At 61.2% G+C, this 13,002-nt stretch carries 15 protein-coding genes; 12 read left to right on the top strand and 3 right to left on the bottom strand.

What is annotated here, in order from left to right; genetic code table 11:
- The first annotated feature begins 181 nt into the window (after nucleotides 1-181).
- The 3 genes from ACT6QG_RS10680 to yacG are packed head-to-tail and all read left to right on the top strand — an operon-like array spanning nucleotide 182 to nucleotide 2,145.
- Nucleotides 182-1,249 (top strand): bile acid:sodium symporter family protein, encoded by a 1,068-nt coding sequence (locus tag ACT6QG_RS10680; protein WP_444977552.1) that lies wholly within the window; start codon nucleotides 182-184, stop codon nucleotides 1,247-1,249.
- A 51-nt stretch (nucleotides 1,250-1,300) separates the two neighbouring features.
- Entirely contained in the window at nucleotides 1,301-1,921 is a 621-nt protein-coding gene (locus ACT6QG_RS10675; RefSeq protein WP_444977551.1) for a Maf family nucleotide pyrophosphatase, read from the top strand.
- On the top strand, nucleotides 1,918-2,145 hold the full coding sequence (yacG, locus tag ACT6QG_RS10670; RefSeq protein WP_444977550.1) for a DNA gyrase inhibitor YacG: 228 nt from the start codon (nucleotides 1,918-1,920) through the stop codon (nucleotides 2,143-2,145). Before ACT6QG_RS10675 ends, yacG begins: the two co-directional genes overlap by 4 nt.
- Nucleotides 2,146-2,151: 6 nt before the next feature.
- On the opposite strand, the gene ACT6QG_RS10665 is transcribed toward yacG, so the two are convergent.
- Both ACT6QG_RS10665 and ACT6QG_RS10660 read right to left on the bottom strand, forming a co-directional pair.
- Nucleotides 2,152-2,553, bottom strand: coding sequence for a hypothetical protein (locus ACT6QG_RS10665; protein WP_444977549.1), 402 nt, complete (start codon nucleotides 2,551-2,553; stop codon nucleotides 2,152-2,154).
- Nucleotides 2,554-2,716: 163 nt separating this feature from the next.
- On the bottom strand, nucleotides 2,717-3,388 hold the full coding sequence (locus ACT6QG_RS10660; RefSeq protein WP_444977548.1) for a glutathione S-transferase family protein: 672 nt from the start codon (nucleotides 3,386-3,388) through the stop codon (nucleotides 2,717-2,719).
- Nucleotides 3,389-3,640: 252 nt separating this feature from the next.
- Between ACT6QG_RS10660 and ACT6QG_RS10655 the strand changes: the two genes are divergently transcribed.
- The gene (locus ACT6QG_RS10655; protein WP_444977547.1) at nucleotides 3,641-4,843 is read left to right on the top strand and encodes a pyridoxal phosphate-dependent aminotransferase; all 1,203 of its coding nucleotides are present in this window, start codon (nucleotides 3,641-3,643) and stop codon (nucleotides 4,841-4,843) included.
- 63 nt (nucleotides 4,844-4,906) lie between these two features.
- On the opposite strand, the gene ACT6QG_RS10650 is transcribed toward ACT6QG_RS10655, so the two are convergent.
- Nucleotides 4,907-5,047 (bottom strand): hypothetical protein, encoded by a 141-nt coding sequence (locus ACT6QG_RS10650; protein ID WP_444977546.1) that lies wholly within the window; start codon nucleotides 5,045-5,047, stop codon nucleotides 4,907-4,909.
- Here ACT6QG_RS10650 and ACT6QG_RS10645 point away from each other — a divergent pair.
- The 8 genes from ACT6QG_RS10645 (at nucleotide 5,046) to folD (ending at nucleotide 12,779) form a co-directional block, all read left to right on the top strand.
- On the top strand, nucleotides 5,046-5,486 hold the full coding sequence (locus ACT6QG_RS10645) for a DUF992 domain-containing protein (protein ID WP_444977545.1): 441 nt from the start codon (nucleotides 5,046-5,048) through the stop codon (nucleotides 5,484-5,486). The two genes, ACT6QG_RS10650 and ACT6QG_RS10645, sit on opposite strands and share 2 nt — an antisense overlap.
- A gap of 140 nt (nucleotides 5,487-5,626) precedes the next feature.
- Nucleotides 5,627-6,187 (top strand): DUF992 domain-containing protein, encoded by a 561-nt coding sequence (locus ACT6QG_RS10640; RefSeq protein ID WP_444977544.1) that lies wholly within the window; start codon nucleotides 5,627-5,629, stop codon nucleotides 6,185-6,187.
- Between the two features lie 35 nt (nucleotides 6,188-6,222).
- Nucleotides 6,223-6,840, top strand: a complete 618-nt coding sequence (locus ACT6QG_RS10635) for a DUF992 domain-containing protein (RefSeq protein ID WP_444977543.1) — start codon at nucleotides 6,223-6,225, stop codon at nucleotides 6,838-6,840.
- Between the two features lie 324 nt (nucleotides 6,841-7,164).
- The gene (locus ACT6QG_RS10630; protein WP_444977542.1) at nucleotides 7,165-7,665 is read left to right on the top strand and encodes a hypothetical protein; all 501 of its coding nucleotides are present in this window, start codon (nucleotides 7,165-7,167) and stop codon (nucleotides 7,663-7,665) included.
- Nucleotides 7,666-7,727: 62 nt separating this feature from the next.
- Nucleotides 7,728-8,345: a ribonuclease T2 family protein gene (locus ACT6QG_RS10625; RefSeq protein ID WP_444977541.1), complete on the top strand. Its 618-nt coding sequence runs from the start codon at nucleotides 7,728-7,730 to the stop codon at nucleotides 8,343-8,345.
- Nucleotides 8,346-8,424: 79 nt separating this feature from the next.
- A complete protein-coding gene (locus ACT6QG_RS10620) occupies nucleotides 8,425-9,273 on the top strand; it encodes a 23S rRNA (adenine(2030)-N(6))-methyltransferase RlmJ (protein ID WP_444977540.1) in 849 nt (282 codons plus the stop codon).
- A gap of 274 nt (nucleotides 9,274-9,547) precedes the next feature.
- Nucleotides 9,548-11,746: a putative bifunctional diguanylate cyclase/phosphodiesterase gene (locus ACT6QG_RS10615; protein ID WP_444977539.1), complete on the top strand. Its 2,199-nt coding sequence runs from the start codon at nucleotides 9,548-9,550 to the stop codon at nucleotides 11,744-11,746.
- A 151-nt stretch (nucleotides 11,747-11,897) separates the two neighbouring features.
- Entirely contained in the window at nucleotides 11,898-12,779 is an 882-nt protein-coding gene (gene folD, locus ACT6QG_RS10610; protein WP_444977538.1) for a bifunctional methylenetetrahydrofolate dehydrogenase/methenyltetrahydrofolate cyclohydrolase FolD, read from the top strand.
- Nucleotides 12,780-13,002: the final 223 nt, after the last annotated feature.

The following is a 13,002-nucleotide window of genomic DNA, read 5'->3' as shown; positions in this document are numbered from 1 at the left end:
CAAGTGTGCGGGCCTGAAGCGAACAGAACGCGGGTGTCGCATGCGTGCGGCGCCTTTTCTGTTTCCGGCAGGTGTTCGGGTCGGTCCTTCCGGTCCGGCTTGCACCCAGCTTTTGTGGCAGGCCGCCTGCGCATGCTGCAATGAAACTGGCCACTGGCCCGCGTTGGCGCGCAGGCTTGTGGTGCCTGTCCCCGCCGATCAGTTTGAGCCGATGCTTTCCCGTTTCAGAATCGATCCTTTCCTCGCCTCGCTGGCCGTGGTGGTTGTTGTTGCGCTTCTCTGGCCGGGGCCGGGTGTGACCGGGGGCCCCCTGCATGCCGACAAGGCTGCAAGCTGGGGCATTGCGGTTGTCTTCTTTCTGTATGGCGTTTCACTTTCCGCGCGGAAGCTTCTGGAAAGCGCCACACGCTGGGAACTGCATCTCATCGTGCAGCTTTCCACCTTCGTGCTGTTTCCGCTGGTCGTGGTTCTTGCCATGCCCGTGCTCTCGAAGATGTTCCCGGAAGCGGTGCTGATCGGTTTCTTCTTCCTGGCGGCGCTGCCCTCCACGGTTTCCTCTTCTGTTGCCATGACATCACTGGCGCGCGGGAATGTGCCGGTGGCGATCTTCAATGCCTCCATCTCCAGCCTGATTGGCGTGTTCGTCACGCCGCTGCTGATGGCGTGGTATCTGAAGGCCACGGGTGATGGGATGGATATCCGCGATGTCATCATGAAGCTGGTGATCATCGTCATTCTGCCGCTGGTGGTGGGGCAGTTGCTGCGCCCGCTCGTGCTGTCTTTCGTCGAGCGCAACCGCGCCGTTGTGAAGGTGGCGGACCGGCTGGTTATTCTGGCGATCGTCTACAATGCCTTCTGCGACAGCGTTGCGGCCGGAATCTGGAGCGAGCAGAGCCCGATGCTGCTGGTGGAGGTTTCGCTCGTCTCGGTGGTTCTGTTCGCGCTGGTTTATGTGCTGGTGCTGCTGGTGTGCCGGCTTGGCCGGTTCGATCACGCCGATACGATCTCCGTCGCCTTCTGCGCATCCAAGAAGTCTCTGGCCACCGGCCTGCCCATGGCAACGGTGATGTTCAGTTCCGTGCCGCAGATTTCGCTCATCATCACCCCCATCATGATCTATCACTTCCTCCAGCTCGTCATTGTCGGCTATCTGGCCGGGCGTCACGCCACCCGCCAGGAGATGATCGAGGCCATCGAGGAAAGCGCGGCGGAAGAGCCTTCCCTGCTGCCGGATGAAGAGAAGAAATGAGCCTGCCGCCTCTGACAGGGGCGGTGGCATGCTCGGAAAATGGTGGATGTCGTGATTGATAAGGTGAAGCTGGTGCTGGCTTCCGGCTCCCCGCGCCGGGCGGATCTGCTCAGGCAGGTGGGGATTGTGCCTGATCTGCTGTTGCCGGCCGATATTGATGAAACGCCGCTGCCGCGTGAACTGCCGTCCCATCTGGCCCATCGTCTTGCCACTCTGAAGGCCGAGCGGGTTGCAGCCAGCCTGCGTGAGAGGGATGAGCGGGCTCTGGTGCTCTCTGCCGATACGGTGGTGGCCGCGGGCCGGCGCATTCTGCCCAAGGCGGAGCGGGTTGAGGAGGCTGAGGCTTGCCTGCGCCTGCTCTCCGGCCGGGCGCACCGTGTCTATACCGGTGTGTGTGTCATGGATCCCGAGGGCGGCGCGCATACGCGCCTTGTGGAGACCCGTGTGCGTTTCAAGCGCCTTTCGGATGAGGAGCTGAAGGCATATCTGGCCTGCGGCGAGTGGCGCGGCAAGGCGGGGGGCTATGCGGTGCAGGGCATAGCCGGCAGCTTCGTGGAGAAGATCATCGGCTCCTATAGCGGCGTGGTCGGGCTGCCCATGTTTGAAACCCTGGGGCTTCTGGCCGGGCAGGGATATGATGTGCGCGCGGGCTGGAAGGAGTGTGCATCATGAGCGGGAAGACAGACATTTCTGCCGGCAAGGCCGGGAATGCGGCACTGACCGGCCGTCCATGTCCCATCTGCGGCAAGCCGGGCACCATGGATTACCGCCCGTTCTGCTCCAGGCGGTGTGCGGATGTCGATCTCAACCGCTGGCTTTCGGGCGCATATGCCATACCGGTGGCGGAAGACGAGGATGAGGACGGCTTGTCCGCCCTCTCCGAGCCGAGAGAGTGAGTCCTGTCAGTCCTGATCCGCAGTGGAGTGCTGAAGGATCGGGCGCAGAACAGCCCATGCGGCAAGCAGCAACCCGGCGCTGACCAGCGCCACGGTCGTGAATGTGGCCGAATTGCCCATCATCCCGCGCATGACGAGAGTGGCGGCCGAGGCCCCCTCAACGCTCAGGACAATGGCAACCGTGCCTATGGCGACAATCAGGGCAAGGCTCAGCATGAGCTGCGCAAGGGCATCGCCCCTCTTGTGCTCGCGCACCAGACGGGCGAGGGTTTCCGGGTCGGCGACAGGGCGCACGGCGGTGTTTTCAGTCCAGATATCCAGGCCAGTCGTGTGGGGCGCATCGCTGTGGGGGAGCTTTGCGCGCCGGGAGACGGCGGAAGGCTGATACAGGGCGCGAAACAGTGGCATGATATTCTCTCCTGAAAATATCGATCTCACAGGCTCGAATGCCGAATCACTTGACCTGTGACATTTTCACCATGCTTGCGAACTGTGGCTGTCAAGCGGCTGTGATTTGGCAGATCGTGGCAGAAACATGATATCTGCCCCGCAGCCGCTTGATAGGGCTGGCCTATTCGGCCGAGGCAGGGCGCCAGTCCATGTCCACATGGTCCGGCTCGGCCGCAATCCGCCGCAGCCAGGCGCGGACGGCGGGGAAGCCTTCCAGCGAGAACTCGCCTTCTTCCGCCATGTGCGTGTGGGCATAAAGGGCGATATCCGCCACGCTCAGTTTGTTGCCGACGAAGAAGCTGTGGCTGGTGAGGTGGCGCTCCATGGTCTTGAGCGCGGCATAGCCTTCCTCCATCCAGCGGTCGACATCATGCGTGCGCAGATCACGTCCGCCCCGCACCTGGTTGAGCCAGAAGCGGGCGGCCGCGATGCCCGGCTCATGGCTGTTCTGCTCAAAGAACATCCAGCGCAGGGTCTCGGCCACATCCAGAGGGTCATCCGGCAGGAAGCGCGTATCGCGCGCCAGATAGAACAGTATGGCGTTTGATTCGGAGAGGTGGCGCCCATCCACCTCCAGCAGCGGCACGCGCCCCTCGGGGTTGCGCGCCAGAAATTCAGGTGTCCGGTTTTCTCCGGAAAAGATGTTCACTTCCACGAGGTGGAACGGTCGGCGCAGCTTGGCCAGCAGCAGGCGCACCTTGTAGGAATTGCCGGAAGATTGCGAGGAATAGAGCGTCAGCACCGGATGCGTCTCCCCGCCCAGGCCAGAATTTAAGGGTGCGCACACGCGCATATATTTTGGGCATGTGGCAGCGGGAGGCGCAAAGTGCAAGGTGGACTGTGGCAGGGGGCGTATTTTCGAACCCCTCCATGCGGGCCTTATCCTTCATTTGTCCTTCACTTGCGTCTTGTTCCCGAATGGCGCCTGCACTATCGTCCGCACGCACCGGAAGGCCGGTGCGTTGTTCACGTCACATTACAGCGCCCGACGCCTGAGGTGGATTGTCCGCTGCGGCGCGGGGGCGCGTCTGGAGCGAGCAAGGCCATGAGCCTCATTTCGTCCGCGCTGAAGCGCATCAAGCCGTCGCCCACCATCGCCATCTCCAACAAGGCGCGGGAACTGAAAGCGGCCGGGCGCGATATCATTGCCCTGAGCGCGGGTGAGCCGGATTTCGATACCCCGGAGAACATCAAGCAGGCCGCAATCGCCGCCATCCAGCGTGGCGAGACGAAGTATACGGCCGTGGACGGTATTCCGGAGCTGAAGAAGGCCATCTGCGCCAAGTTCAAGCGCGATAATGATCTCGACTACAAGCCCTCGCAGGTGACTGTCGGCACCGGCGGCAAGCAGGTGCTGTTCAACGCGCTGGTGGCAACCGTGGATGCCGGCGATGAAGTGCTGATTCCCGCGCCTTACTGGGTGAGCTATCCCGATATCGTCGAGTTCTGCGGTGGCAAGCCCGTGCCGGTGATGACCACGCTTGAGGACAATTTCAAGCTGCGTCCGGAGGTGCTGGAGGCCGCCATCACGCCGAAGACCAAGTGGTTCATCTTCAACTCGCCCTCGAACCCCTCGGGGGCGGCCTATACGCATGATGAACTCAAGGCGCTCACGGATGTTCTTCTGAAGTATCCGCATGTGTGGATTCTGACGGACGACATGTATGAGCACCTCGTCTATGACGACTTCAAGTTCGTCACCCCGGTGCAGGTGGAGCCCAAGCTCTATGATCGCACGCTGACCATGAATGGCGTCTCCAAGGCCTATTGCATGACCGGCTGGCGTATCGGCTATGCCGCGGGCCCCGAGGAGCTCATCAAGGCAATCGGCACACTGCAGTCGCAGTCCACCTCGAACCCGTCCTCGATCGCCCAGTGGGCGGCCGTGGAGGCGCTGAATGGTCCGCAGGACTTCATCGCCAGCAACAATGCCGTGTTCAAGGAGCGTCGTGACCTTGTGGTAGGCATGCTCAACCAGGCGGCGGGCCTCACCTGCCCGAAGCCGGAAGGGGCCTTCTATGTGTTCCCCTCCTGCGCCGGCCTTATCGGCAAGAGCACGCCCTCGGGCGTGAAGATCACCGATGACGAGGTATTCGCCACGCAGCTTCTTGAGGCTGAGGGCGTTGCGGTTGTGCATGGTTCGGCCTTCGGCCTCGGCCCGGCCTTCCGCATCTCCTATGCCACCTCGACCGAGGAGCTGGAAGATGCGTGCCAGCGTATCCAGCGTTTCTGCGGCTCGCTGAGCTGATGACGAGAGCGCCGGTTTCCTCTGGAAGCCGGCGCTTTTTGCATCGCCTGCCCGTAAACGGGCCTAATTGAGGCCCAGCGTCCAGAGCCGGTCGAAATCCGGATGCGCCTCAGGGTGGTTGCGTCCGTTTTCATCAAGGCCGGTCATCTGAAGGAGCAGGCGCGTGAGAAACGTGTTCAGGGCCAGTCTTGCGGTCGCGGCCATGCTGGTTGTTCCAGCCTTTCCGGCCGCCGCGCAAATGGGGCAGGGGGTGCAGATTGGCCGCCTGAGTTGCGAGCTGGCACCCAGTTTCGCCTTCATTGTCAGTTCAGCCAGAGAAATGACCTGCCGTTTTGTCCCCACCGGAAACCGCGGGGGTGAGGTCCGGCTGAAGGGGCAGGCCCAACGGTACGGTCTGGATATTGGCTTCAATGGCCGCAGTGTTCTGGTCTGGAACGTTTTTGCCCCGACATCCCAAACCGGGGCGGAAGCCTTGCGCGGGAGTTATCTCGGCGTATCCGGCAATGCCTCTTCCGGGACAGGGACTGGTGGAAGCACGCTTTCGGGCGGACACGGCGGCAGCATCACATTGCAACCTGTTTCCGTTTCATCACACACCGGACTGAATCTCGGCTTTGGCCTGACCCGTTTCACATTGCGCTGATTTCTGCCGCAGTTGCTGCACATGCTGCGTCACAAGAAAAACACGCGATTCTGCAATATGCCGTTATCCTTAAATAAGGATTGCATGCCAGGCCGAGTGCTTCTAACTGATCTTACCGCCTGATTATTTTGGGGGACATTATGCGTATCTTCTCTGGCCTTCTGGGTCTTGCCGCTCTCGCCGCCATCTCCGCATCTCCGGCCTCCGCTGCCGATCTGCGGACGTCCGCGCCTGCGCCTGTCGCCCCGGCAACCACGAATTCGGGTGTGCAGCTTGGGGTTCTCGTTTGTGAAGTCACCCCCAATGCCGGCTTCATCATCGGTTCCGTGCGTCATCTGAACTGCGAGCTGCGCACCAATCGCCTTGAGCCCTACACCGTGCTGGGCAAGTATACCGGCACTGTTTCCCGCTTCGGCCTTGATCTGAGCGCTGTCACGGGCAACACTCTGGCCTGGGGCGTTTTTGCTCCCACGCGTGATACCAGCGTCAATGCACTCGCCGGTCGCTATATTGGCGTATCCGCGAATGCGGCTCTGGTGGTCGGCGGTGGCGTGAACGTGCTGCTCGGCGGCTCCAACGACACCATCGCGCTTCAGCCGCTTTCGGTCGAAAGCGTCACGGGTGCTTCCGTGGCTGCCGGTATCACTGAGCTGAAGCTGGACACCGTTGCCCCGTCCAAGGCGCCCCGCGCCTGGAAGTGACCTGAGGTCATGCAGGGTCGGGGCAGGAGTTGAGAATGATCGCACTTCGCCCCGTCCTGTATGTCGTCATATCCGGTATCTGTTCGTCCAGCGCTTGGGCGCAAGGTTCGTCCGCGTCCCAGAGCCAGACGCCGCAGACATTGCCGCAGATGAATGTGGCTCCGCCCAACTCCTCCACCCCGGGTGGTGCGGGAGCGGGCGGTGGCGCAACCCTCAAGCGCGGTGAAATGCCGAAGGTTTCAGCAGGTTTGCTGGAATGTCGGGGTGAGTTCGCCACGGGCATGGGATTCGGCTCCTCCCGTGCGGTGCGTTGTGAGTTTCGCCCATCCGCGGGCCGCAACCATTATTATGTGGGCACGCTGGAGCGGGTGGGGCTTGATTTCGGCATATCCGATCAGGGCAGCATGCTTTGGGGTGTTCTGGCCGCCTCGCCCACATTGGAGCGTGGTGCGCTCGCCGGAAAATATGTGGGCTTCACATCGGGATTCGCTCTCGGCCCGGGCTTTTCTGCCAATGTGCTGGCGGCAGAGGATGCGACCCGGCAGGTGACCCTTCAGCCTGTCAGCATCTCTTCCGATAGTGGCCTGAGCATTTCCATCGCTGGGGTGACCTTGATCCTTGAGCCCTCGACGGCGGATGTCGCCGGAGACTGAGGTGCTTAGCAGCTGCCTTGCTGCTTGCGTTTGCTGTCCATCCTTATTGTGCGGATCAGCCCGATTGTGCGGATCAGCCCGTTTCAGGAAGCTTGCGGGTGGTTTTCCTGTGGCGCATCGCTCTGCCCTGCGGATTTTTCTGTTTTTTCCCGTCTGGCCGCGCGCTTTTCTTTGCCCGGCCCGAGGCTGTTGCGTCTGATCCAGCATGAAGCTGCTGTGGCTGATGTGCTTTTCTTTCCATGTGTGGCCTGCAAACGCTTGACCCGCGCAAGGCTGCGCCCCATCGTCCCGCCGTTGCTGGTCCGAGGGGCGATGGAGCGGGGAATGGAGCAGGTGATGGATGATCGTGCGGGTATGAAGCGCCTCAGTGGCTTCGGCCTCACCAGCATGGTGTTTGGGCTGGTTGCTCTTGCCCTGTGCGCAACGGCACCGCGTGCTGAGGCCGCCAACTTTTTCCAGAAGAATTTCTGGCTTTCCGGGCCGGACTATTCCGCCAATATCCCGCAGTGCAATGACACCAGCGCCCTGCAGATGATTGCGGACCGTTTTGCGCAGACCGAGCGCCGCTTCTGGTCCTCCTCACTGGCCATCACCGAATTCGGCCCGGTGAAGGAAATCGCCTTCCGTCCGTGGGGTGAAAACTATGTGCCGCGCCGCTATTGCACCGGCACAATCCAGACCAATGATGCACGCAAGCGCACCATCTATTATTCCATCGTGGAAGATGGCGGTTTCGCCGGCTTCAGCTGGGGTGTGCAGTGGTGCATTGTGGGGCTGGACCGCAACTATGCCTATGCTCCCTCCTGCAAGATGGCGCGTCCGTGAACATCAGATGGGATGAGCTGATGTGTGCTTTTACGCGCACATTGGTGATGGCTTGTCTTTTCATGGCGGGTCTTTTTTCGGCGGCGCCCGCTGATGCCCGCGATATTCCCGGGCAGTTTGATTTCTATGTTCTCGCCCTCTCTTGGTCCCCAACCCATTGCGAGGCGCTGGGCCCCCGCGCCTCGGGGGAGGCGCAGTGCCGTCGGGAGCGGCCTTATGGCTTTGTGGTTCACGGGCTGTGGCCGCAATATGAGCGGGGCTCGCCGGAATACTGCCAGGTTCCGCCCCCCTATGTGCGCAATGATGTGTTGCGCACGGTGGAGGGGGTGGTGCCCAGTCGCGGCCTCGCCATCCACCAGTGGAAGAAGCACGGGACCTGCTCTGGCCTGAATGCACGGCATTATTTCGATACTTTGCGGGCGGCGCGGGAGCGTATTGTCATTCCGCCTCAATTTGTCGGGGTGCGGGATTATCAGATGATTTCTCCCGGCGATCTGGAGGCCGCCTTTCGTGCCTCCAATCCCGGTTTGCGTTCAGACATGCTGTCTGTCACCTGTGACCGGCGACGTTTGCGCGAGGTGCGGATCTGCCTCTCGCGCACTCTGGAGTTCCGCTCCTGCCCGGAGGTGGACCGGCGCAGTTGTCGCCTTGGGAAAATGGTCTTGCCTCCCTTGCGCTAGGCAGGCAGGAATGGCGGTCCTCCCACCCTGCCTCTGCCTGGTCTGGCGCAGCGGCAGCATGCTCCAGTGGTTCTGATTCATGAATTATCGTCACGCGTTTCATGCCGGTAACCCTGCTGATGTCATGAAGCATGCCGCGCTTGCGCGTGTGCTGGCCTATTTCACGCGCAAGGATGCTCCCTTTCGTGTGCTGGATACGCATGCGGGTGCGGGGCTTTATGATCTGGGTGGGGCCAGCGCGCTGCGAACCGGGGAGGCCGAGAAGGGCATCGAAACCCTTCTGAACGCAGAGCTTGCGCCGGATGTTGCGCAATTGCTCGGCCCCTATCTCGATGTGGTGCGGAATCTGCGGGCGCAGGGTGGGCGTCGCTATCCCGGCTCACCCGCTCTTGCTCTGGCCCTCTCCCGGGCACAGGATCGCTTGATCTTCTGCGAGCTTCATCCGGAAGAGCGGGCGAAGCTGGAAAAGCGTCTGGGAGATGACGGGCGCGCCAAGATTCTGGCTCAGGATGGCTATCAGGCGCTGGGTGCACATCTGCCGCCGCGCGAGCGTCGCGGTCTTGTGCTGGTGGACCCGCCCTTCGAGGAGCCGGGTGAGTTCCATCGCATGGTGGCAGGGCTGGAGGCCGCCTACAGGCGGTTCGCGACAGGCGTTTTCATGCTCTGGTACCCGATCAAGGACCTTCAGGCCGTGGACCGCTTCCGGCGCGAGGTCGCCAATCTGGGCCTGCCGAAGACGCTCAGGGTGGAGCTGGATTTTGCCGAGGTACGCAAGCGCGATACCCTTTCGGGCAGCGGCCTCATCATCGTGAACCCGCCCTTCACTCTGGCGGAAGAAATGCGCACCATTTTGACGGCGATCTCCCCCCTGATGGCCTTTGACGGGAAGGGCAGGGTGCGCGTTTCGTGGCTCACAGCGGAGCGCTGATGAGGTCTGCGGAGAGCGCGCATGTCTTGCCATTGTTGTGATTTGGAATTCACGGTTGCAACGCTGTAAAACTGCACAGGCAGGTATTCATGCTGTTTTGCAGTTTTTAGTTGTTTAAGGGTGTGTAATAACTTTATGCACCGGCAAAATTTTGTTTTATCCGCCTTTTTGCTTGCGCATTCATGATGGTTATTGGACATAATCGGGCCCCGCATATCCGGTGCGCAATGCCGCTTGCAGTTGGTGCCACAGCACACAGGGAGGCTGTATCATTTTGTCACGATTACAGATCCTGTTGCGGTATCCGCTGGTTTCGGGGCTCGTTGTCTTTGCACTTCTGCTGGGAAGTGCTGCCGGCATTGTCGGTTATGTTGCGTATCGTCTTGACAGGGAGGCGATGGAGCGGGAGTCCGCTTCCATACGCAACGCCTTCTCGAAGCATGCCGCCTATATGGCTGACAATGCGCTGACGGGGAACACGGAAAAAGAGACTCTGGAAAGTCTGGCGCGCGGTGATTATGAGCGCATCCATCATCTTATCGGAAAGCCGATGGATGAGGATCTCGGATTTGAATTCGTTTATATTACCGATGCGACAGGCAAGCTGATCTACAGCTCCGAATTCGGGAAAAGCGGCGCGCGGCATTACTTTGAGAATCTTCTGCAGTCCCTGACGGCGCTGACATATCATGTCCCCGATGGCGGGGCTGGTGTGGCGATGACCGACCAGAATGACGCGACCATATTGGTGGTGCAGGTTTTCCGGCAAAGCTCGCCTTTGCTGAAGGTGCCCCAGCCACTGCGCATTTATGTGGGAGACCAGCTCGACCAGGATCTGTTGCAGGGGCTCTCCTCTGCTGCCCAGACTAGGAATCTGCGTCTTGCCGATGCGGATGCCGGTGGGCAGGGCGTTCTGACCGTTCCGCAATTGCAGGGGGAGAAGCCGGTTGCGCTGGCATGGCAAGCGCACTTGCCGGGTCGTAACCTGTTTTATGTCCTTCTGCCTGTTCTCACGCTCGTGAGTTCTGCGTTCGCGCTACTCTTCTTCATCCTGATGCTGCGCTACCGCCGCGCTTTGCAGATCGTCGCGGAGAAGGAGGCCATAGCCCGCCGGATATCGCAGACTGACCCGCTGACCCATCTTGCAAACCGCGATCATTTCCTGTGCCGCTTCGAGTTGGCGCTGGATGAAAGCGGACCGCAGCACAATGTGGCTCTTCTGTTCGTGGATCTCGATTCCTTCAAGGATATCAACGATACCAACGGGCACAGTGTTGGCGATCAGGTGCTGCGGGAGGTTGGAGGGCGTCTTGCCACCTGTGTGGGTGAGAAGGGCTGTGCCGCGCGGTTCGGCGGTGATGAGTTCATTCTGTTCGTCTATTTCCGGAATCCGAAGGAGATAGAGGAGCTTATTGCCAGCATCTTCACCGCGCTCTCCAGGCCCGTCTCGGTGGAGAACGAGCATCTGCGCATCAGTGTGTCTATCGGCGCGGCGCATGCCCCCGAGGATGGAAAGACATCTGAAGAGCTGCTGCGCCGGGCGGATATCGCCCTTTACCGCGCCAAGGCTGAGGGGCGTGATACCTGTCGCATGTTCCAGCCGGAGTTCGAGCGGGAACGGCAGGAGCTGCGGCGGATCGAGACCGAGCTTCTGGTGGCGCTGGAAAAGGAGCAGCTCATTCTGCTCTACCAGCCGCAGGTGGATGTTGAAACGGAGCGCGTCACCGGGTTTGAGGCCCTTGTCCGGTGGGAGCATCCCGAGCGCGGGCTCATCCTGCCGGATGAGTTCATTCCCATTGCGGAGCGTTCGGGCCTGATCCATCTGATCGATGCCTATGTTCTGCCGCGGGCCTGCAAGGGGGCGCAGGATCTGCCGGGCGTGACCATTTCCGTCAACATGTCACCGCTGGATTTGCGCTACCCGCATCTCGTGGAGAATATCACCCAGACCCTGAAGGATACGGGGCTTGACCCCTCCCGCCTTGAGCTGGAATTGACGGAAAGCGCCATACTGGGGACCGGGTCAGACAGTATGGACCTGCTCGCGGCCATTCGTGCGCTGGGTGTGCGGCTGGCGCTGGATGATTTCGGCACGGGGCATGCCTCTCTTGTTCATGTGCGCCGCTTCCCCATCAACAAGATCAAGATCGACAAGTCCTTCATCTTCAATCTCGGCCTCCAGCGGGAGGCGGCCTCGATCGTGGAATATGTCATCCATCTCGGCCGCTCTCTGGGCGTGACGCTGACAGCGGAGGGCGTGGAAACGCAGGAGCAGTTGCGCTTCCTGCGGGCGCATGGCGCGCATCAGGCGCAGGGCTATCTGTTTGCGCCGCCCCTGCGGCTGGAAGATGCGATAGCGCTGCTGAAGCAGCAGGAGAAGCCCGGCACGCATCCCAACTGGCCCACCTCGCCCTCACTTGCCGCCCATTCGCCCGGCACAAGGGAAGCGCGCGCGGGGCTGGAGCGCGGCTGAGGCGGTTCTGTTGAAGGTCCAAGCCTTCACAGATCCCCCCATGCAGAGCCGCTGTGCCAATTTGGATCTTGCCATGGGGGCGTGAATTCCATACGGCCTCAGGCCAGAGCGGGCCTGCGCGGCCCGGCCCCTGCCAGACGGGAACAGTGTCGTGATCGAAACCACCTCCATCGACGGAAAAGCCTTTGCCGCGGATTTGCGGACCCGTATTGCCACTGAGGTGGCAAACCTGTGGGACAAGAAGGGCATCAAGCCGGGGCTGGCCGTGGTGCTGGTGGGGGAGGATCCTGCAAGTCAGGTCTATGTGCGCAACAAGGCGGCGCAGACTGTGGAGGTCGGCATGGCCTCCTTCGAGCACAAGCTGCCGGTGGACACATCCGAGGCGGATCTTCTGGCGCTGGTGCGGAAACTGAATGCCGACCCTGCGGTCAATGGCATTCTGGTGCAGTTGCCGCTTCCCGCGCAGATTGATTCCATGCGCGTGCTTGCCGCCATTGATCCGGCCAAGGATGTGGATGGATTCCATGTGGTGAATGCGGGCCGTCTGGCCGTGGGGCTGGATGCGCTGGTGCCCTGCACGCCGCTGGGCTGCATGATGTTGCTGAAGCACTATCTCGGCTCGCTTTCAGGGCTGGAGGCGGTTGTTGTCGGCCGCTCCAACATTGTCGGCAAGCCAATTGCACAATTGCTGCTTCAGGCCGATTGCACGGTGACCATTGCCCATTCGCGCACGCGTGACCTGCCGGATGTGTGTCGGCGCGCCGATATTCTCGTTGCTGCCGTGGGGCGCCCGGAAATGGTGCGCGGCGCATGGATCAAGCCCGGCGCGACGGTGATTGATGTCGGCATCAACCGTGTGCCGCGGGAAGATGGCAAGACTCGTCTTGTCGGCGATGTCGCTTTTGCCGAGGCGCAGGGTATTGCCCGATTCATTACCCCCGTACCTGGTGGCGTGGGGCCGATGACCATTGCCTGCCTGCTTCAGAACACCCTCACCGCCACGCGCCGTCAGGCCGGGATTTCAGAGGGATAGGCCGGAAAGGCTGATGGATATTGCATTGCGAATGCGCGCGGGCGTTGCAATGCAATATGTTTTTCCATCGCCGGATGCTCAAATTTACGGCATGATGCACTCATGACGCGTGGCCTGTTGCCGTTTTGGCGGCTCAGGCCGGCTTGCTGGATGAAGGCCCCGGGCATGGCTTGTCGCCATCTGCCGGAAACAAGAGGCCCGTCCAGTCTGAAACGTGAGGGAG

Source organism: Haloleucobacter ellipsoideus (assembly GCF_052491725.1).
This window is presented reverse-complemented; position numbering and strand designations above follow the sequence as displayed.

Coding starts and splice junctions, on each gene's coding strand:
- yacG (WP_444977550.1), top strand. CDS start 1,918: ATGAGCGGGAAGACAGACATTTCTGCCGGCAAGGCCGGGAATGCGGCA.
- ACT6QG_RS10665 (WP_444977549.1), bottom strand. CDS start 2,553: ATGCCACTGTTTCGCGCCCTGTATCAGCCTTCCGCCGTCTCCCGGCGC.
- ACT6QG_RS10660 (WP_444977548.1), bottom strand. CDS start 3,388: ATGCGCGTGTGCGCACCCTTAAATTCTGGCCTGGGCGGGGAGACGCAT.
- ACT6QG_RS10655 (WP_444977547.1), top strand. CDS start 3,641: ATGAGCCTCATTTCGTCCGCGCTGAAGCGCATCAAGCCGTCGCCCACC.
- ACT6QG_RS10645 (WP_444977545.1), top strand. CDS start 5,046: ATGCTGGTTGTTCCAGCCTTTCCGGCCGCCGCGCAAATGGGGCAGGGG.
- ACT6QG_RS10650 (WP_444977546.1), bottom strand. CDS start 5,047: ATGGCCGCGACCGCAAGACTGGCCCTGAACACGTTTCTCACGCGCCTG.
- ACT6QG_RS10640 (WP_444977544.1), top strand. CDS start 5,627: ATGCGTATCTTCTCTGGCCTTCTGGGTCTTGCCGCTCTCGCCGCCATC.
- ACT6QG_RS10635 (WP_444977543.1), top strand. CDS start 6,223: ATGATCGCACTTCGCCCCGTCCTGTATGTCGTCATATCCGGTATCTGT.
- ACT6QG_RS10630 (WP_444977542.1), top strand. CDS start 7,165: ATGGAGCAGGTGATGGATGATCGTGCGGGTATGAAGCGCCTCAGTGGC.
- ACT6QG_RS10625 (WP_444977541.1), top strand. CDS start 7,728: ATGGCGGGTCTTTTTTCGGCGGCGCCCGCTGATGCCCGCGATATTCCC.
- ACT6QG_RS10620 (WP_444977540.1), top strand. CDS start 8,425: ATGAATTATCGTCACGCGTTTCATGCCGGTAACCCTGCTGATGTCATG.